At 37.2% G+C, this 18,673-nt stretch carries 25 protein-coding genes; 19 read left to right on the top strand and 6 right to left on the bottom strand.

Annotation, left to right across the window (positions count from 1 at the left end):
* Positions 1 to 29: 29 nt before the first annotated feature.
* Complete coding sequence (locus tag ACIQVU_RS04350) at positions 30 to 620, bottom strand: CYTH domain-containing protein (protein ID WP_340804456.1); 591 nt, start codon at positions 618 to 620, stop codon at positions 30 to 32.
* A 127-nt stretch (positions 621 to 747) separates the two neighbouring features.
* On the opposite strand from ACIQVU_RS04350, the gene ACIQVU_RS04345 reads away from it, so the two are divergent.
* The 6 genes from ACIQVU_RS04345 (at position 748) to ACIQVU_RS04320 (ending at position 5,783) form a co-directional block, all read left to right on the top strand.
* Complete coding sequence (locus ACIQVU_RS04345; RefSeq protein WP_340804457.1) at positions 748 to 1,131, top strand: UPF0738 family protein; 384 nt, start codon at positions 748 to 750, stop codon at positions 1,129 to 1,131.
* A gap of 53 nt (positions 1,132 to 1,184) precedes the next feature.
* Positions 1,185 to 1,856 carry a GTP diphosphokinase gene (gene yjbM / locus ACIQVU_RS04340; RefSeq protein ID WP_340804458.1) on the top strand — a complete coding sequence of 224 codons (672 nt, stop codon included), beginning with the start codon at positions 1,185 to 1,187 and terminating at the stop codon, positions 1,854 to 1,856.
* A complete protein-coding gene (locus tag ACIQVU_RS04335) occupies positions 1,853 to 2,647 on the top strand; it encodes an NAD kinase (protein WP_340804460.1) in 795 nt (264 codons plus the stop codon). The genes yjbM and ACIQVU_RS04335 overlap by 4 nt, the downstream gene beginning before the upstream one ends.
* Positions 2,622 to 3,560, top strand: coding sequence for an RluA family pseudouridine synthase (locus ACIQVU_RS04330; RefSeq protein ID WP_402894022.1), 939 nt, complete (start codon positions 2,622 to 2,624; stop codon positions 3,558 to 3,560). The genes ACIQVU_RS04335 and ACIQVU_RS04330 overlap by 26 nt, the downstream gene beginning before the upstream one ends.
* Positions 3,561 to 3,957: 397 nt before the next feature.
* A complete protein-coding gene (gene mgtE, locus ACIQVU_RS04325; RefSeq protein ID WP_340804463.1) occupies positions 3,958 to 5,334 on the top strand; it encodes a magnesium transporter in 1,377 nt (458 codons plus the stop codon).
* Between the two features lie 53 nt (positions 5,335 to 5,387).
* Positions 5,388 to 5,783, top strand: a complete 396-nt coding sequence (locus ACIQVU_RS04320; RefSeq protein ID WP_340804464.1) for a hypothetical protein — start codon at positions 5,388 to 5,390, stop codon at positions 5,781 to 5,783.
* Between the two features lie 62 nt (positions 5,784 to 5,845).
* Here ACIQVU_RS04320 and ACIQVU_RS04315 read toward each other — a convergent pair whose 3' ends face one another.
* The gene (locus ACIQVU_RS04315) at positions 5,846 to 6,370 is read right to left on the bottom strand and encodes a CotY/CotZ family spore coat protein (RefSeq protein ID WP_053993687.1); all 525 of its coding nucleotides are present in this window, start codon (positions 6,368 to 6,370) and stop codon (positions 5,846 to 5,848) included.
* A gap of 134 nt (positions 6,371 to 6,504) precedes the next feature.
* On the opposite strand from ACIQVU_RS04315, the gene ACIQVU_RS04310 reads away from it, so the two are divergent.
* From ACIQVU_RS04310 to ACIQVU_RS04285, 6 genes are all read left to right on the top strand, one after another.
* Positions 6,505 to 6,909 carry a YhcN/YlaJ family sporulation lipoprotein gene (locus ACIQVU_RS04310; RefSeq protein WP_340804465.1) on the top strand — a complete coding sequence of 135 codons (405 nt, stop codon included), beginning with the start codon at positions 6,505 to 6,507 and terminating at the stop codon, positions 6,907 to 6,909.
* The gene (gene spoVAC, locus ACIQVU_RS04305; protein WP_340804466.1) at positions 6,910 to 7,365 is read left to right on the top strand and encodes a stage V sporulation protein AC; all 456 of its coding nucleotides are present in this window, start codon (positions 6,910 to 6,912) and stop codon (positions 7,363 to 7,365) included.
* Positions 7,359 to 8,354 carry a stage V sporulation protein AD gene (locus ACIQVU_RS04300; protein ID WP_340804467.1) on the top strand — a complete coding sequence of 332 codons (996 nt, stop codon included), beginning with the start codon at positions 7,359 to 7,361 and terminating at the stop codon, positions 8,352 to 8,354. The genes spoVAC and ACIQVU_RS04300 overlap by 7 nt, the downstream gene beginning before the upstream one ends.
* 16 nt (positions 8,355 to 8,370) lie before the next feature.
* Entirely contained in the window at positions 8,371 to 8,730 is a 360-nt protein-coding gene (gene spoVAE, locus ACIQVU_RS04295) for a stage V sporulation protein AE (protein ID WP_340808524.1), read from the top strand.
* 65 nt (positions 8,731 to 8,795) lie between these two features.
* Complete coding sequence (locus ACIQVU_RS04290) at positions 8,796 to 8,957, top strand: YjcZ family sporulation protein (protein WP_340804468.1); 162 nt, start codon at positions 8,796 to 8,798, stop codon at positions 8,955 to 8,957.
* A gap of 111 nt (positions 8,958 to 9,068) precedes the next feature.
* Entirely contained in the window at positions 9,069 to 9,317 is a 249-nt protein-coding gene (locus ACIQVU_RS04285; RefSeq protein WP_340804469.1) for a stage VI sporulation protein F, read from the top strand.
* 98 nt (positions 9,318 to 9,415) lie between these two features.
* Here ACIQVU_RS04285 and ACIQVU_RS04280 read toward each other — a convergent pair whose 3' ends face one another.
* The 3 genes from ACIQVU_RS04280 to ACIQVU_RS04270 form a co-directional block, all read right to left on the bottom strand.
* Positions 9,416 to 9,844 carry a GNAT family N-acetyltransferase gene (locus ACIQVU_RS04280; RefSeq protein ID WP_340804470.1) on the bottom strand — a complete coding sequence of 143 codons (429 nt, stop codon included), beginning with the start codon at positions 9,842 to 9,844 and terminating at the stop codon, positions 9,416 to 9,418.
* A gap of 4 nt (positions 9,845 to 9,848) precedes the next feature.
* On the bottom strand, positions 9,849 to 10,364 hold the full coding sequence (locus ACIQVU_RS04275; protein WP_340804472.1) for a YjcG family protein: 516 nt from the start codon (positions 10,362 to 10,364) through the stop codon (positions 9,849 to 9,851).
* 83 nt (positions 10,365 to 10,447) lie between these two features.
* Entirely contained in the window at positions 10,448 to 11,167 is a 720-nt protein-coding gene (locus tag ACIQVU_RS04270; protein ID WP_340804474.1) for an alpha/beta hydrolase, read from the bottom strand.
* Between the two features lie 111 nt (positions 11,168 to 11,278).
* Here ACIQVU_RS04270 and ACIQVU_RS04265 point away from each other — a divergent pair, with 111 nt between their 5' ends.
* Together ACIQVU_RS04265 and ACIQVU_RS04260 are read left to right on the top strand one after the other, a co-directional pair.
* Positions 11,279 to 11,860: a phosphatidylglycerophosphatase A family protein gene (locus tag ACIQVU_RS04265; RefSeq protein ID WP_340804475.1), complete on the top strand. Its 582-nt coding sequence runs from the start codon at positions 11,279 to 11,281 to the stop codon at positions 11,858 to 11,860.
* A 258-nt stretch (positions 11,861 to 12,118) separates the two neighbouring features.
* Positions 12,119 to 12,736: a thermonuclease family protein gene (locus ACIQVU_RS04260; RefSeq protein WP_340804477.1), complete on the top strand. Its 618-nt coding sequence runs from the start codon at positions 12,119 to 12,121 to the stop codon at positions 12,734 to 12,736.
* Between the two features lie 46 nt (positions 12,737 to 12,782).
* Here ACIQVU_RS04260 and ACIQVU_RS04255 read toward each other — a convergent pair whose 3' ends face one another.
* A complete protein-coding gene (locus ACIQVU_RS04255; RefSeq protein WP_340804478.1) occupies positions 12,783 to 13,658 on the bottom strand; it encodes a glycine betaine ABC transporter substrate-binding protein in 876 nt (291 codons plus the stop codon).
* A 164-nt stretch (positions 13,659 to 13,822) separates the two neighbouring features.
* Between ACIQVU_RS04255 and ACIQVU_RS04250 the strand changes: the two genes are divergently transcribed.
* The 5 genes from ACIQVU_RS04250 (at position 13,823) to ACIQVU_RS04230 (ending at position 18,409) form a co-directional block, all read left to right on the top strand.
* A complete protein-coding gene (locus ACIQVU_RS04250; protein WP_340804479.1) occupies positions 13,823 to 14,395 on the top strand; it encodes a manganese efflux pump in 573 nt (190 codons plus the stop codon).
* A gap of 256 nt (positions 14,396 to 14,651) precedes the next feature.
* Complete coding sequence (locus ACIQVU_RS04245) at positions 14,652 to 15,179, top strand: YceI family protein (RefSeq protein WP_340804480.1); 528 nt, start codon at positions 14,652 to 14,654, stop codon at positions 15,177 to 15,179.
* A 338-nt stretch (positions 15,180 to 15,517) separates the two neighbouring features.
* Entirely contained in the window at positions 15,518 to 16,459 is a 942-nt protein-coding gene (locus ACIQVU_RS04240) for an NAD-dependent epimerase/dehydratase family protein (RefSeq protein ID WP_340804481.1), read from the top strand.
* Positions 16,460 to 16,559: 100 nt separating this feature from the next.
* Positions 16,560 to 17,837: an AAA family ATPase gene (locus tag ACIQVU_RS04235; protein ID WP_340804483.1), complete on the top strand. Its 1,278-nt coding sequence runs from the start codon at positions 16,560 to 16,562 to the stop codon at positions 17,835 to 17,837.
* On the top strand, positions 17,834 to 18,409 hold the full coding sequence (locus tag ACIQVU_RS04230) for an RloB family protein (RefSeq protein WP_340804484.1): 576 nt from the start codon (positions 17,834 to 17,836) through the stop codon (positions 18,407 to 18,409). The genes ACIQVU_RS04235 and ACIQVU_RS04230 overlap by 4 nt, the downstream gene beginning before the upstream one ends.
* Positions 18,410 to 18,673 lie beyond the last annotated feature (264 nt).

The raw sequence follows: 18,673 nt of genomic DNA, 5'->3' as shown, positions 1-18,673 counted from the left end.
CACCTTCCTTTTTTACGATTAGAGCGATATTATAACGATTTTTGTGTTTGTAGCGCCTTCATAAAGCGGGCAATTTTTTTAGCGGTAGCTTGCTTTTGAATGCCATATAGTTGTAAAAATTCCTCGAAAATTGCCTTTCCTTTTATTGCATCATTTGTTTCATATTCTACCTCATAATCATCGCACTGCAAATAGTAAGAATGATCAAAAACAAGAAGTCCCTCTTTATAAGGAATTTCGACACGGTCTGTTGTTAGGGAGCCGAAGACATCTAATTGCTCTAATGGAACATTGTGAAGCGCCAGTCGTTTTGCTACTTCCTGTGCGTAGAAGCCCTTGCCATTGAGCATTTTTTGCGCCTGTTCTGCTGTTAATTCATCCGTTGTTTCAAGATGGGCATGCTCTGCATTTTTTTCCTTAAGGGTGCATTCATAATAGTGACTGATTTGTCGAATACGCAGCCCACTTTGTAGATTCTTTAGTGTTTGAGTAGGTGTATCAAAATAATGATTTATTTGACGATGGATAGTATTTGTGTTGATATGGAAAGCTTGTAACAGTTGCTCATATTGCTGTTTTGTTAGGAGATTTTTAAACTCGATTTCAATTTCTTGTGTCATATATATTCACCGCTTTTATTTTTTATTTTTCATTCATTGTTTTGCTTGATTTAATATTTACACACTGCAACTATTTACCCTGTGTGCTAAAATAAGAGGGAGAGTACAACGAAAAGGGGAACCGCATGTGCGTAAAATTTATACAATAGAAACATCGAATTTTGAACAAGATCAACTTCATTTTAGTTTAAACGACAATGAAGGAAATTTACAGTTAAAACCTGCTGGACAGCTTATTGCAGATTCAGATGATTTTGCATTTATTTATTTACTAGATGCAGGTGAAGGCTATCATTACTTGCGTTTTCCACCAAGTAGTTGGGAAAATCTTGTACATATTTTACAAAAAAAAGAAAACCCAATATTGCGACTAGGGGAAGAACGTATTGAGCTGACAAATTTCTACGAAGAATTGGAAATGCTCGTGTATAATATTGAGGGAAATTTCAATTATGGGGCAGAATTTGTCCAAGCAGTGGAACAACATTTTAGAGCAATTCTTGCTGAATAGAAAGACATAACGAACAGACGGTGTTCGATATCGAATGTCGGGAGGTTTTTGCGATGGGACAGTGGGAAATCTTTTTAAGTCCTTATAAACAGGCAGTAGATGAATTAAAAGTAAAGCTAAAGGGGATGCGTTCGCAGTTTGGGATTATCAATACCAATTCGCCAGTTGAGTTTGTCACAGGACGTGTTAAGCCCTTAGCAAGTATATACGATAAAACATTAGAAAAGGGACTAGCCTTTGAGCCATCTAAACAGCTTGGTGATGAGCTTGGTGATATTGCTGGGCTTCGTATTATGTGCCAATTTGTTGATGATATTGCGACTGTTACAGAGCTTATTCGTCAACGCAATGATATGCGCGTTGTGGAGGAACGGGATTATATTACGCATAATAAACCAAGCGGCTATCGCTCCTACCATATGATTGTTGAATATCCTGTTGAAACGATTCAAGGGAAAAAGGTAGTGCTAGCTGAAATTCAAATACGAACACTTGCGATGAATTTCTGGGCATCGATTGAGCATTCTTTAAACTATAAATATAAAGGCATGTTTCCAGAGGAAATTAAAAATCGTTTACAAAGTGCGGCAGAAGCAGCATTTCGTTTGGATGAAGAAATGTCATCGATTCGCAGTGAAATTCAAGAGGCGCAGGCTTATTTTAGCGAGTATAAAGAAGCATCGAATCCTAGTTTACTATCAGAGAAGGAGCGTGACACACAATGAAATTTTCGATTCAATCACGTAGAGATGCGCAATCCAATGAACTAACAGAGCTAGCTAAAACCTATTTACAGGATTTCGGTCTAACGTATGATGAGGAAACACCAGAAATTGTTGTTTCAATAGGTGGAGACGGAACACTTTTACATGCCTTTCATCGCTATTTGCATCTATTAGACCAAGTGGCGTTTGTCGGTATCCATACAGGGCATTTAGGCTTTTATGCGGATTGGAAACCATCTGAATTAGAAAAGCTAGTGCTGTCCATTGCAAAAAAGGACTTTAATGTTGTGGAGTATCCATTATTAGAGGTGAAGGTAGAGCATCATAACGCTGCCTCCAATACGTATCTCGCCTTAAATGAAGCTACTGTCAAATCACCTGATGTTACACTTGTAATGGATGTTGAGTTAAATGGCAACCAATTTGAGCGTTTCCGAGGAGATGGTCTTTGCGTGTCAACGCCTTCTGGTAGTACAGCCTATAATAAAGCGCTTGGTGGAGCCATTATCCATCCAACATTAGCAGCGCTCCAAGTAACTGAAATTGCATCGATTAATAATCGTGTGTTTCGAACAGTTGGCTCACCATTAATTTTACCAGCACACCATCATTGTGTATTGCGCCCAGTAAATGACCAAAACTTTAATATGACTGTTGACCATTTGCAAATTACACAGGGTGATGTCAAGGCGATTGCTTTTAATGTTGCAAATGAAAAAGTACGTTTTGCGCGCTTCCGTCCATTCCCATTCTGGGAGCGTGTGCATGAATCATTTGTTGCAAATGAATAAAATGAAGGATACAAGATTTACATTGCGGTTTATCGTCCAAAAGGATGGTCAGCTATTAAGAGAGGCATTGCAAGAATGGCGTATTTCTAAACGTGCGTTAACAGCTATTAAATTTGAGGGCGGCCTATTAACCGTTAATGGTGTGGAGCGCAATGTTAGATATATTCTTCAGCTGGGCGATTGTGTGGAAGTAACTTTTCCACCAGAGGAAAAAAGTGAGGGGCTAACGATTGAGCATGGTCATTTAAACATTGTTTATGAGGATGAAGCTATTTTAGTGATTGATAAGCCAGCCCATCAAAATACGATTCCCTCACGAGAGCATCCAACTGGTAGCATTGCCAATATTGTTTGCGGCCATTTTCAGCAGCAAGGCTTAGCATCCACCGCTCATATTGTCACAAGGCTGGATCGTGATACATCAGGCTTACTTTGTATTGCAAAGCATGCACATATTCATCATTTAACAGGGCTTGCACAGCGTAATAGGGAAATTTCAAGGCAATATGAAGCAATTGTGCATGGGCATATCGAGCAGGATAGCCAATCCATTATAGCACCCATAGGTCGTAAAATAACGAGCATTATTGAGCGAGAGGTATGTGAGGATGGGCAATATGCACATACAGATGTTACTGTATTAAAACGCTTTGTTCTTGCTTCTGAACCAATGACATATGTACGCCTTCAATTGCATACAGGACGTACACATCAAATTCGTGTACATATGTCCTATCTTGGGCATCCACTTGTTGGTGATGATCTTTATGGAGGAAGCCGTGATTATATTGACCGTCAAGCTCTACATTGTGTATCCCTCCAGATGGCGCACCCATTAACAAATCAGCCATTGCAGCTTACAAGTATGCTTAATCAAGATATGCTTACATTGCTAAAGGAATCCTCTATTTAAAGTTATCTTCATCATAAAGGAGATGTTCGCGCAAACGGGCATCTCCTTATCATTTTTCAAGCAGCTATGTTCTTAATAACTTTAAATAAGTGAGAAATACAAATATTTTTAAGGTGAAAAGCCCGTTTATTTTAATTATGTGGTAATAGTTGTATTCGAATTTATTCAATGATAAGTTAACGACCTATTAACAAAGAAATAATGAAGATAATGTATAGTAAAATAGAGGATTTATGTTATTTTTCAATGATAGTTGGCTAGAAAATTAAATTGTAGAAACTGATTATAATAAAATAAAAAGGGTTTGCAGAAAAAGTATAATCACTCTATTATATAGAAGGTGGATTTACGGCATTGCCCGTAATAATGATTAAAAGCTCGGAAGGAGGGGACAAGCATGATAGAGGAAAGAAATGAAAAGGATGATGTGCAATTTGACGAGGCACATTTACGAGAAATGCTCGAAGCACATAATATTGACGCATTCCGTGATGAGTTTTTAGAGCTTCATCCATATGATCAGGCAACGTTTTATGAAAAGGTGGAACCTGATATAAGGAAGATCATCTATTCGTTCTTGTCTCCGACAGAAATGGCTGATATTTTTGAGGCAATCGATATTGAAGATGATGAGTATAAAGCATACCTTGCTGAAATGGACCCATCCTATGGTGCAGAGATGCTTTCTCATATGTATGCAGATGATGCAGCAGATGTTTTAAATGAATTAGATTTAGCACAGCGAGAAAGCTATTTGGAAATGATGGATGAGGAAACAGCAGATGAAATTAATGAGCTGTTAAGCTATAGCGAGTATACAGCTGGTTCCATTATGACCACGGAATATGTAGCTATTCCAGAAAATTCAACTGTGCGTTCAGCAATGACGATTTTACGAAAAGAAGCACCAGATGCAGAAACAATTTATTATATTTTTGTGGTGGATGAAAATCATCGTTTAACAGGCGTTGTTTCACTACGAGATTTAATTATTGCAGATGAGGATACGCTTATTCGTTCCATTATGAATGAACGTGTTGTTATGGTACATGTGGATGATGACCAAGAAGAAGTTGCACAAATTATGAAAGATTATAATTTCTTAGCAACACCTGTTATTGATCATCAGGGCGAATTGCTTGGTATTATTACAGTCGATGATATCATTGACGTTATTGATGAAGAGGCTTCGGAGGATTACTCTAAATTAGCCGGTATCTCCGATATGGATAAATTTGATGTCACACCATTACAAGCAGCTAAGAAGCGTTTACCTTGGCTTGTCGTGTTATTATTTTTAGGTATGCTGACAGCTAATTTAATGGGACAATTTGAGGATACCTTAGATAAGGTGGCACTGCTTGCCGTATTTATCCCATTGATTTCAGGAACATCAGGGAATAGCGGCACACAAGCATTAGCCGTGGCAATACGAGGAATTGCAACAGGGGATGTTGAAGAGCATAGTAAATTTAAGCTGCTTTTTCGTGAAGCGGGCACAGGTTTAATGTCAGGCGTTGTCTGTGGATTAATTGTGATCGGCATCGTTTATTTTTGGAAGCATGAACTTGTTTTAGGTATGCTAGTAGGGGCAGCGCTCTGTGGCTCGATTTTAGTGGCAACATTAGCAGGATCATTTATTCCACTATTAATGCATCGACTAAAAATTGACCCAGCCGTTGCATCAGGTCCTTTTATTACAACATTAAATGATATTACAAGTATTTTAATTTACTTAGGGCTAGCAACAGTTTTCCTAAGTCAAATAGGCTAAGAACCAAATGACTTGCTTTCGCATATTGTATGGAAAAAAGGGAAGTGAGTAATGTGAGTCGAGAGCCACGCTTGTTTATAAAATCACCATCGTACTTCTTAAATATTTCAAAGATGTTGCATGAGCTTGATTTGGATGAAAGTACGTCTGTCTATGTAAAGGATCATGTATATGATAACCCGGCGGCGAATGAAGAGCGAGCAGAGGATATACAAATTGATCCGTACTTGCTAAAGCAGCTTCAATTTTTAGAAAAGCCGTTTCGTCAAAAAGCCTATCAACCATTGTTAGTTTGCTTGAAGGATGGAAGAAAATTAACGGGTACTGCCTCAGATGTCCAAAAGGATTCTTTAATGTTGACATCATTAGAATTAAAAACACAGGAAATCATTTATTTTGAAGATATACAACAAATACTTTGGCGTGGAAAGAAATTGCCAACATTGTAAAAAAAGTGTACAGCAGAGGATGCTGTACACTTTTTTATGTGTGTGTGTCAAAGGTGAAAAAATTAGTCACAAATCCCTAAGTCAACATCAGCGATACATTGTACAGCGCAGAAGCAAGATAAATCTACAGTGATACAGCTATCTGTTGAGTTCCAGTCATCTACTTTGCAGATTTTTTTCATGTTTACGCAACAACCGTCACGGCTTAATAAGTCTACTGTACTTTCGCTAGAGTCAAATGTACATAATGGCTCTAAAACACGTAAAGTTGCACAGCACTCATCAAACATATCTTCTACACGGAAGAAGACAGATGTACAAATACAAGGATCTGCTGTTGGAGAATTAAAGAAAGCTTTAAATGGAGTACCATCTTTTGTAATTAACATAAATACACGTGTATCTGCATGAGAGCGAGCGGGACTTACAATTCCGCCTAGTGGCTCTAAGAAACAGTTAGCTGTACATGGGGAACACTCATCTCGCACCGCTTGATTTTGAATATCTAAAATAGCGCGAACTACGTCACAAACGCAGCCTGCTGATTGGATTGGTCCAATAGGATTTGTTGGCTTACCACAACCCATATTGTCACCTCCTTTCCTTGTTACTACTTCTACAATATGTACTTTTGAAATTTGGACTCGGGCTTTCGTATATGTTCTTCGTATGAATAGTTTTTTTTATTGTGGTGAAACTGTAAAGAAAAGGAGGGTAAAACTTGAGGCTACTAGGAAAAACATTACCTCTCTTAGTCGTTTTAATGCTGTTAAATGGTTGTGCTGAAAAAGAAAAATTTATTGTCTATGGTTCACCACAAAATGAGGAAGAAGTCGAAGCCCTTATTAAAGAAGAAGACTTTGTGGATCGTACAACGGTTATCCAGTATGACGATAGTATGCTTGTTGCAGTGCAAATTAAACCATGGGATAAGTGGAGAAAGGCTAAGCTGGAGAAAAAATTACAAAAGAAATTTGAAAAGCAATATCCAAACAAGGACGTCTTTGTGTCAGCAGATTATAAAATTTTTTATGAGGCCAACAAAATAAAAAAGGATCAAATTGAAGATAATAAGCTGAACGATAAAATTAAAAAACTAATAAAGCTTGCAAAGGAGGAAACATAAATGGAAAAAGAGCAATATCAGCAGTTGGAGCAATATGTTACACCAAAGCCACCTTATTTAAAAAATATCGCAAAGGCATTTTTCGTTGGTGGCTTTATTTGTGCAATTGGACAAGCTGTATCCCTTTTTTATATGATTTTCTTCAATTTTACAGAAGCAACAGCGGGCAACCCAACTGTAGCAACGATGGTATTCTTTGCCATGCTTTTAACAGGACTTGGACTATATAAAAGAATTGGTCAATTTGCTGGTGCAGGCTCAGCGGTGCCAGTAACAGGCTTTGGTAATGCTGTTATTTCCGCAGCAATTGAACATCGATCAGAAGGCTTAGTATTAGGCGTTGGTAGTAATTTATTTAAGCTAGCAGGATCTGTTGTGTTATTTGGTGTTGTGTCAGCTTTTTTTGTTGCGCTTATTAAATATATTCTTGTGACGATGGGAGTGGTTTCATGGTAATTGTTTTTCAATCGAAGCCATCCCTGTTAGCAGGTGGGGTTGTAGCAGGTCCATTGGAGAATCGTAGTATTTTTAGTCAGTATTTTGATGCTCTCTATGATGATGAACGTTGGCAAATGAAAACAAACGAGCAAGGGCATCGTAAAATGATTGAAGAGGCTTGTGAGTTTGCGATGAAAAAAATGGATATCCAACGTAGCGATGTTAATTATCTTATGGGTGGCGATCTAGTCAATCAAATGACACCAACTAATTTTGCTGCTAGAGATTTAGCAATTCCCTTTATCGGTTTATTTTCTGCATGTGCAACCTCTGTATCCTCCGTTATTATTGCATGCTTACTAACAGAGCTAGGTGCAGCTAATTTTTCACTCGCTGGTGCATCCAGCCAACATAACTCGATTGAGCGCCAATTCCGCTATCCGATTAACTATGGTGCACAAAAGCCCCAAACAGCACAATGGACAGTAACTGCTGCTGGCTATGCGTTAATTGGCAAACATCATGAGGAATACCCTACTATAGAAGCGGCAACAGTTGGTAAGTCCATTGATTATGGCATGGATGATCCATTCCATATGGGGGCAGCAATGGCTCCAGCTGCCTTTCAAACCATTCAAGATCATTTACAACAGCGCAATCAAAAAATTTATCATTATGATTTAATTTTAACGGGTGACTTAGGGCAGCTAGGCTTAAAGCTGTTAAAAGGGATGTTCGTTGAAAATGGTGTAAAAAATGAGGAGCTAACATTTTTACGTGATGCAGGTGCTGAATTTTATGGACAAGATGAAGCATTTCAATCTGGGGCAAGTGGAGCAGGCTGTTCGGCAGCTGTTTTTTTTAGTTATGTTCTACAGCAAATGCGAGCAGGTAGCTATAAGCGTGTATTACTTGTGGCGACAGGTGCATTACTATCACCATTATCGTATCAACAAGGGGAAACCATACCATGTACGGCACATGCAATTGAAATTACAATGAAATGAGGCAAAAACTATGGTGATGACATTTGTATTTGCATTTATCGTTGGAGGCATTATTTGCGTTATAGGGCAATTATTAATGGATGTAGGAAATTTAACGCCAGCGCATACATTAAGTACATTAGTGGTACTAGGCGCTATACTGGATGGCATGGGCTTATATGAGCCGCTTATTGACTTCGCTGGAGCAGGTGCTACAGTGCCCATTACTTCCTTTGGCAATTCTTTAACACACGGGGCTGTGGCAGAGGCAGAGAAGCATGGGCTTGTCGGCGTGCTAACAGGCATGTTTGAAGTAACAAGCTCAGGCATCAGTGCAGCCATTGTCTTTGGCTTTATTGGTGCATTAATATTTAAACCTAAAGGCAATATTGACTAGACGAATACCCCTCCCATTGCTATGACCAAAACATATTATAGGTTGTAGAAGGGAGGGGTGCTTTTATGGGATATCAAGGCTGGTGCTCACAACCGTATGGAAATAATGTTGGTGGGTGGAACAATAGCTATTGTGGTGGAGATAACAACTATGGCTATGGCTCAACATTTGTTTTAATTGTTGTCCTATTTATCCTTTTAATTATTGTTGGCGCTACTTATATCTAATTGAATCATCACAATAACGGCTTTAGCTTTAATTTTAAAAGCTAAAGCCTCCACCATTTGCAAAATATTTTGGGCAGGATGTATTGAAGTTTAGACGATAGGAGGGAAAACATGCATCGCTCGCTTTTTAATTCAATTGAGCAAAAAACAGGTGTATCGATGGATGAAATTTTCGCATTAGCGAATGCGATTCAACATGCGGATTTTACAAGTGAAAAACACGTAAGAAAAATTGTACGACGTGTAGCGAAAGTTTCTAATAGATCAATTACGCAAGAATTAGAAGATAAACTAGTACAATCTATTATTCAGGATGGTGCATCACTAGATTTTGATAAAATTACTAGAATGATGAAGTAGCATATGGCATATTTAAAGGGAAAAGCCGCTTGTTGCGAGGCAAGCTCTAGAAAAAAGGTGTTACGATATGCAGTGTGCATTGTCGTAACACCCTTTGATTATATTTTTTTCTCCATAGCGCGATGTGGGATACCCGCATCCATAAATTCAGGAGATGTTACTACATAGCCGAGCTTTTCATAAAATGGGATGGCATAGCTTTCTGCATGAAGCTTTAATGTTTTGATCTGCATTGAAATAGCGTAGCTCTCCATTTCCTTCATCATTAAAGCGCCAAGCTTTTTACCGCGTTGGTCTTGTAAAATACAGACACGTTCAATTTTTGCTACAGTATTGTCAATACTGCGTAAACGTGCTGCTCCAATAGGCTTATCATCCTCATACATAATAAAATGCGTTGCAGCCGCATCCTCTGCATCATATTCTAAATGAAGCGGAACTCCTTGCTCTTCAACGAAGACCTTTTTGCGAATGGCAAATGCATCATCATGCTCTTGCTTTGTTTTCACAATTTTAACCTTATACAATAGATTACTCAGCTCCAGATAAACGGAATGTTTCGTATGTTGTCCATGAGCCATCTTCTAATTGATATAAAAGATGAATACGGTCAATAATATCTTTTTCATCAACGCCTGTCATACGTAATTGACCGAAAATGTCATCATGCTCAGAGTCTGACATTTTTTGAGCAATTGTAATATGTGGAACAAAGACATGCTTCATTTCCCCATATGGGATTTTTTTCTGAAGTTCGCGTTGGAATGCTGCTAATTGTTCAGTTGGCTCAATGCGGAAGTAAATCGCATTTGTTGTAGGGAAAAACGAACTTATGCGTGATGCATGAATATTTAAAGGTGCATGCTTAGCAGCAAGTTCATCCAATTGCTTGACGATCGTCTGAATTTCCTCTTCAGATGCCTCAAAGCTGTCCTTTAACGTCATATGCGGAGTAATTTTCGCATAATGAGGGTCATATCGTTTGCGATACGTGTTCGCTAAATCTTGCAATTTTTTTGATGGAAATGCCACAATACCGTACTTCATAGTCCATTACCTCCCGAAAATAAACAATTTTTCTATTTAAGTATAACAGAAATTTCGCCTTTCGTAATTTGAATGCGTTAATATTAATTGAAATTTTCAATTAATGCGCGTCGAAGGTCTGGTTTCCAATATTTCCATGTATGATTGCCATCAAACTCATCATAAAATATAGAAAACCCTTTCTTTATCATAAGGTCATGTAGCTGACGATTTGGTGTTAAAAAGTCTTTGACCGTTTTATCCATTGTAACAACCTGATTTTCTTCTTTTCCTACGATATGGTAAATTGAAATAGCTCCTGGGTCTTTAAAGTTTTCAACGGCTTGTAAAACCTCTTCATCCACATATGGTGATTGTAAAATAACCTTGCCAAAGATGCTTGGGTATTTCAATGCAGCCATTAAGGAAGCAGTGGCAGCCATTGAGTCGCCGATAACGCCACGGCTCATTCCCATTTGATACGTGGCAAACTCATTATCTAAATAGGGCACAAGCTCATGTGCTAAAAAGCGCAAATAGGCTTCATGTTGTTCACCGCTTGGCAAATATTTATGACGTCGATCTTTAATATCTTTGTAAGGTACAAAGGCGATAATTAAATTTTCAATTTCATAATCATCAATTAATTCATCAGCAAGTTTTGTAATGCCACCAAGCTGAAAATAGTCTTTTCCATCTGATGCAATTAAAATATTGTATTTATATAATGGAGAATAATTTGCAGGAACATAAATATAGAGTTGTAATTCTTCCTGTAATGCTGCACTATAAAATGTTAAATCCTGTACTGTTCCCTTATCCAATGATGACACTCCTTCTTATGTTTGTGACAAAATTGTACCATATTACGAAAGTAAAGGTATAATAGGTTGGGCTAGCACTAACTAGCAATAAAAAAGAAATGAGGGTTAGATATGCATAATAAAAGTATACGTGTACACTCTGATGAAGTAGCAAAGGCAGCGCAGGCCGCGTTAAATCGCAGAGGTGTAACGATAGAGGATATCGCTAAAATTGTTTATGAGATGCAAAAATCCTATAATGAGGGCCTAACATTGGAGCATTGTATTCATTCAGTTGAACGTGTATTACGTAAACGAGAAGTACAACATGCTTTATTAGTAGGAATAGAGCTAGATGAACTAGCGGAGAAAAAATTATTATCCTCACCATTGCAGCAAATTGTTGAATCCGATGAAGGTTTATTCGGTATAGATGAAACAATTGCACTAGGTTCTGTTTTTACATATGGCAGCATTGCAGTAACAACTTTTGGTCATTTAGATAAGCAAAAAATAGGGATTATTAAAAAGCTTGATACAGAGCCTGGACATCATGTAAATACATTTTTAGATGATTTAGTTGCTAGTATTGCAGCTTCAGCAGCTTCCCGTATCGCTCATCGCATGCGTGACCTAGAAGAAGAAGGCGGAACATTTGCAGATATTGAACCAGAGGAACTTGGTCCAAAGCCAAAATCACATAATGAAATTTAATAAATAACAGAGCCTTCTCGGAAAATTTGAGAAGGCTCTTATACTGTTACCAAAAATTATGATAATAGAGCTGACAAGATGGTGTGGCAACGGTCAATCTGTACGAACCATTAGGTAGCCGTTTCAACAACATAGCTTGAATGTAGTAGCCTGATATTTTACAATAGAAACAGCGTGAAACTTTTTGTCTTTTAGGATAAAGAGTGGAGCAGCTTATATAAATGGACAAAGATAACAGGTTGTTAAGGGGCTTACTATATGAAAATGCAAGATATAAAAACATTAATAACAAGCGGTACGATTATTCTTGCTGTAGCTTTGTATATGATATTTGGCAAATCTCCTGCTGAAGAAGATACAAAAACGGCTACAGAACAACAAGGCATAATCAGTATTGAACAAGTAGAGGAAAAAACAGGGAATAAGCGTTTTGATGTAGCATATATAAAAGCTTATGATGGGGATACCCTTCAGGTGACAGTTGATGATAATAAGCAAAAGATTCGACTGTTAATGGTGGATACGCCAGAAATGAATTATAACAAAGGTGAAGCCCAGCCGTATGCTGAACAAGCGAAGAACTATACAATGGATTTATTGGAAAATGCTAAAAAGATTGAAGCAGTCTATGATGTTGGGCCAGAAGCAGATAATTATGATCGTTTGCTTGCCTATGTTTTTGTAGATGATGTCCTATTGCAGGAAGCCTTATTGCAGGAGGGGCTTGCTGCTGTACGCTTTATTCATAAGCCAAATAATACATTTGAAGAAGAGTTTCGAGAGATTCAGCAAGCAGCACAGGCTGCAAAATTAAATATTTGGTCACATGAGAATTACTTCCAAAAAGATGGCTTCCATCCAGAGGTAATGAACTAAACAAAAAATCCATTTACTCGTCGTAAAGTAAATGGATTTTTCTATGTTATGCTTGAGCATCTTTTGTCCAGTCGGCTACCTTGTCTGGATTGTTGTCAATCCATTTCTTCGCAGCATCTGTGGCACTCATTCCTTCCATAATATCAAACATCACACTTTCTATATCTTCAGCAGTCCAGTGGAAATTTTGAAGGACACTGTATGCTTCAGGATCATCCTCTTGTAAGCCATTGCGTGCAAATGTACCAATATACTCCTCAACACCATATAAGCCCTTTGGATCATCTAAATATTTTAAATCATAGGCATTAAAAATCCAGTGGGGTGACCAACCTGTAATAACGATTTCTTCGTTATTAGCGATGGCTTGGCTAAGTGCAGCCGTCATTGCACCAGCAGAAGACGTTAAAACATGCCAGTCTTTTAGATTTGGATATTCTTGATAAGCATTTTCTGTTGTAGCCATCATATTAGCTCCTGGCTCAATGCCTGTAATCGTTTGATTGGCTTGATTTGTTAAATCTTCGATAGAGTCTACATCCATATAGCTTGGCACAACTAAGCCAATTTTTGCACCTGTTAAATTTTCTCCTAGATTATCAATTTTATCGTTATATTTCTCTACCTGTGGAGCATGTGTTTGTGGTAACCAAGCAGATACCATGCCATCGACCTCTCCATTCGCGAGTGCTTCCCACATAATTCCATTATCTAATGGTGTAAGTGTAACACGATAGCCTAAATCCTCTAAAACCTGCCCTACTACATGGGTAGAGGCAACCTCTGTATCCCATTCTACATATGCTAAATTAATTTCTTTGTTAGCATTATTCTCAGTTTCTGTATTAGTTGAACCACATGCAGCTAAAACGAACAAACAAAAAACAGCTAACCCTATTCCCCATAATCGACAAGATCTCATAAAAATCCCCCTTAAGAACCATAACATTATTTTTTCTGTATGAAAATTACAAGTAACAACTTAATTTTATAAATAAGTTGTTACTTTTGTCAATAAGCCCATAAAATTTTATGGATATGACATATGATAGGTGAAAATAGGGACTTAATGGGAGGGGATCTAGTGTGCATTGGATTACGATTATTCTCATAGGCATTGCCGCAAATTTAGATAATTTAGGAATTAGCCTAGCCTACGGAATAAAGCAAGTAAAAATCCCTATTTTATCGAATGCGGTCATTGCTCTGATAGCGATGCTTGTTACATATGTTGCTGTGACAGCTGGTAGCACAGTTGTGTTATATATTTCGCCGTATATAGCCAATTTATTAGGGAGTTTATTATTATGTGTGATCGGTGTGTGGACATTACTATCGAATAGCTTTTCGAACCAACGAATAGCAGGTAATCCTGAATTATTTGATGGGGATAAAAATTTAGTGATTTCGATTCGAGAGGCAATGGCACTTGGCTTTGTTTTATCTGCGAATTGCTTAGCAGGGGGAATTGCGATTGGTGCGAATGGCATTTCTGCCCTATGGATGGTTATGTCGATTGGTGTTTTTTCATTTATTACTATTGGGGTAGGCAGTCGTTTTGGTTCCTTACTAGCCAAAACATTTATCGGTAGCTATTCCACCGTGATTGCAGGATGGCTGCTAATTATTATTGGTATTTTTGAGGTTTTTGCTAAATAGCATATTATAGACTATGACTTTATCTATCTGCTTTACAAAAAATTTATATTTAATTACTTGACGTAATGAAATTATTAATATATAGTAGGTTACATAAAGTAATTGATTGCTTTTTATAACGGAAAAACGGAAGCAAATTAAGTAACTATAGTGTTTACCTTAAAAAAATCGGGGTAACATAAGTAATGTAGTTACTTCATATTTTAAAATATATCTCGGAATCGAGATAAAATCAACCTAACTGGAGGAATTTATAATGGCAAAATGGAACATCGATTTAGGACACTCAGCAATTAACTTTCAGGTAAAGCATATGATGGTATCAAAAGTAAAAGGTGTATTTGACACATACTCAGCAAATATTGAAGCTGCAGACCTTGCAGATTTAACAACAGCTAACATTAGCTTTACAATTGATCCAGCAAGCATTAATACACGCAGCGAAGATCGTGATAATCACTTAAAATCGGCTGATTTCTTTGATACGGAGCAGTACCCAACAATTACATTCCAATCAACAAATATTGCCAAAAAATCAGGCGATTCATACGCAGTAACAGGTGATTTAACAATTAAAGGTGTTACTAAATCTGTAACATTCGATACAGAATTTAATGGCAAAGGTACAAATCCATGGGGGCAAGAAGTTTATGGATTTGAAGCAGAAGCAACAATTAATCGTGAAGATTTCGGCTTAACATGGAATGCAGCATTAGAAACAGGTGGCGTTCTTGTTGGCAAAGACATTAAAATTTCTGTTGAACTAGAAGTAAATCCAGCTTAATCATTATAAAAACTTCCATACGAATAGCTTATATAAATGAACAGAAGTATGCTTACAGTTCTATGCAAGCATGCTTCTTTTTTACATAATAAGATTAAGAAAAGAGCTTTACGATGCCACATACAAAATGTAAAGTGGAAAGCTAGTCCCTGCTGTGTATAAAAATTTTATGAATAGTCTTATGTTTGAACAACAGGAAACATACTTTTTCATTGTCAGCAGAAAGAGGAGAGATTTCTTTATATGATCAACGATTTTGTAATAATATGCCAAAGTTTCTTGCATATTTTTTGTGATAATTGCATATAAATCATCATATTGTTTTTGGGGGCGATAGGATGAATGTGTTGGTGACAGGTGGTTATGGTTTTATTGGTAGTGCGGTAGGCAGACGTTTTTTTGAAGAAGGTGCAACCGTTTATATTATCGACAATTTAAGTACGGGTCATTTACGAAATGTAGATTTTGAACATAAATCATACCTGTTAAATATTGAGGATGAGGTTTGTGAGCATCTTTTTAAAGAGGTAGGCTTCGATATTGTTATCCATTGTGCAGCACAAACAAGTATTCAGCAATCCATACAGGAGCCAGTAAAGGATATTTTAACAAATATCGTGGGGCTTAGCCAAATGCTCTTTTTATCATCAAAATATAAGGTAAAGCATTTTGTTTTTGCCTCCTCAGCAGCAGTCTATGGAGATAGCCATTACCCGCCATTAGAGGAATCGGATGTTTGCGAGCCGATTTCTATGTACGGCTTAAATAAAAGCATTGGCGAAACCTATTGTGAAAAATGGCAAAAGGATTATCAGCTACCAATTTTAATTTACCGCTTTGCAAATGTTTTTGGGCCAAGACAAAAAATGCACGGTGAAGCTGCAGTAATTCCAAGCATGCTAAAAAGTAGTATGGAGGGAAAACCATTTACGATTTTTGGCACTGGTGAACAAACGCGTGATTTTATTTATGTAGATGATATTGCAGACGCAATTTATGCTGGTGTCAGCGCACGCTTGCAAGGGATTTACAATGTATCTACAAATGAAGCATGGTCGATTCATCAAGTCATCTTATTATTGCAGCATCTCAACCACCCACTTGAAATTCAATATGCGCCAGCACGACAAGGTGATGTTGAACATTCTTTTTTAAATCATGATAAGCTGACAAAAGCGATTGGTTGGAAGCCTAAAGTTTCACTCGCTGAGGGAATTGAACGGACATTGCAGGCACTACAGCATGAAAAATTAACAGAAATTCAACAAAATAGCGGCTAAATGATTGGAGGGCTATCTACTTTAAGATGCCCTCTTCTTTATGTCTATAGTATAATAATTCATTAAAGAATTGGTTGTAGAATTGAACGGAGGGCTCTATATGCTTGTAGATTTTAGCGTGAAAAATTGTTTAAGTTATAAAGATGAAACATTATTTTCGATGGTGGCAGGAAGTCGACTTCGTAAATGGAAAGATACACATACCATGCAGTTTGATTCACTTCGTCTTGTGAAAAGCGCCTTTATTTTTGGACCAAATGGCAGTGGAAAATCCAATCTTTTTACCGCCATTAAAGTATTACGTTCCCTATTGTTTAACTTTGAAAGCTTAAATAATGTCAAGCAATTACGTCTGCCTTATCAACCATTTAAATTAGGAAAGCAGCAGGACAAACCAACAGAGTTTATGATTTCTATTTTTTTAGATGGAATATTATATGATTATGAAGTACAGTATAATGCTACTCAAGTTCTTTTTGAGCGTTTAACTAAAACAGCAGGCACAATGAAAGAGGAACTATTTGCTAGACAATGGGATGGCATAGAATATAAATATGAAACATTGCATGCGACAGCACAGGAATTAACAAAATATACACGTAATAATACAGCCTTTTTATCTGTTTTACATGTTTTCAATGATCCAGATGCAATCAAAATATTCGACTGGTTTTTACATAAAATTTTGTTCTTAGATGAAGCGAATCGGTTATCAAGCCATCCTCTTATTCGTAAACTTGAAGAGGAGCCTTTTAAAAAGGAAGTAATGAAGCTTCTTAAAATTGCAGATTTTTCAATTCAAGATGTTACAGCTAGACGTGTGGAGCGCAGAGAAAAAAATACCATTGGCTATGAATTTGACACTTCTGAGGTGATTCAAGAAGTAGATATCGACCTGCATTATTTAGCATTTGATGAAGCGGGTGCACCGATAGGCACGGATACGATTAATTGGACAATGGATTCAAAGGGCACAGTGCGCATGCTGCATTTAGCATGTGTCATGGTAGATGCGTATAATAAAGGAAAGACCATTTTTATCGATGAATTTGATACAGCTTTTCATGTATCAATTTGTGAGTTTTTAATGACGATTATGAATAGTAAGCGCAATTTAAGCAATCAATTTGTTGTAACAAGCCATGAAATCGAGTTGCTAGATCAGCCACTGCGCTCAGACCAAATTTGGTTTGTCAATAAAAGCTTTAAAAATGAATCTGAATTATATTCTTTATTTGATTTTGCAGATTTGCAAAAGAAGCGTGGAGATGTGACATATGCAAAGCGTTATTTAAAAGGAGAATTTGGCGCAACACCTGTGATTAATGAATATTTATCAGAACAATATTTAAAGGAAGCGGAGGTATCGAAGCAGTGAGAGTACGTCAACAAGGGAACCGAACACTGCGTAAAACGATTTTAATTTATTGTGAGGGTGAAACGGAGCGCATTTATTTTGAGCAAATGCGTATTTTGAAACGATCAAAAATGGTAAGCGTCAAAATTAAAAATGTGAAACGTTCTGCCATTAAGCTTGCTCAGCATGCATATCGAGATTCTAGCTATCAATATTTTGATGAGGTTTGGATTGTTTTTGATAAGGATGATTTAACAGAAAAGCAGTTGGAGGAAGTGAATACCTTTTGCGAAGAAAAAAATATCCATATTGCTTATACAAATGAGGCATTTGAATTATGGCTGCTGCTACATTTTGAGGAAGTTGATAGTACAGAAAAATACCCAAGAACTGTGTTAAACGATAAAATGGAGCAACATCTTGGCGTCAAGCGTTATTTCCGTCATAAAGCCGATGAATCCATTATTGCTCCTATCGCATTGCGTCATGAGGTAGCCATTAAAAACTGTGCTAATATGATGGCACTAAGGCAAACAGAGAGCCGTGATAATCCGTACTGTAACGTACATGAAATGATAAAATACATATTTTAACGAATGATAACTTACCATATCGTCAAATGATCGAGGATTCGTTGAAAGTAAATTTGCAGATGAGTCATATTGCAGCGGAATTGGTACGAGGCATTTAGTGGTGGAGGTCAATCTCTGCTTTACACGGGCAAACCATATGCCATTACTGTTTTGATGGTAATATTGCTCATACTCGAGCTGAAAAATAAAAAATTTAGCTATGTCTTGTGGCTAATCATCTAATACATATATGAATAGTACAAGAAAAGCCATCAGCATTGTTTC

Source organism: Lysinibacillus sp. NPDC098008 (genome assembly GCF_044760715.1).
GTDB lineage: Bacteria > Bacillota > Bacilli > Bacillales_A > Planococcaceae > Lysinibacillus.
The sequence above is the reverse complement of the archived record's forward strand: the minus strand, read 5'-3'. Positions and strand labels throughout refer to the sequence as shown.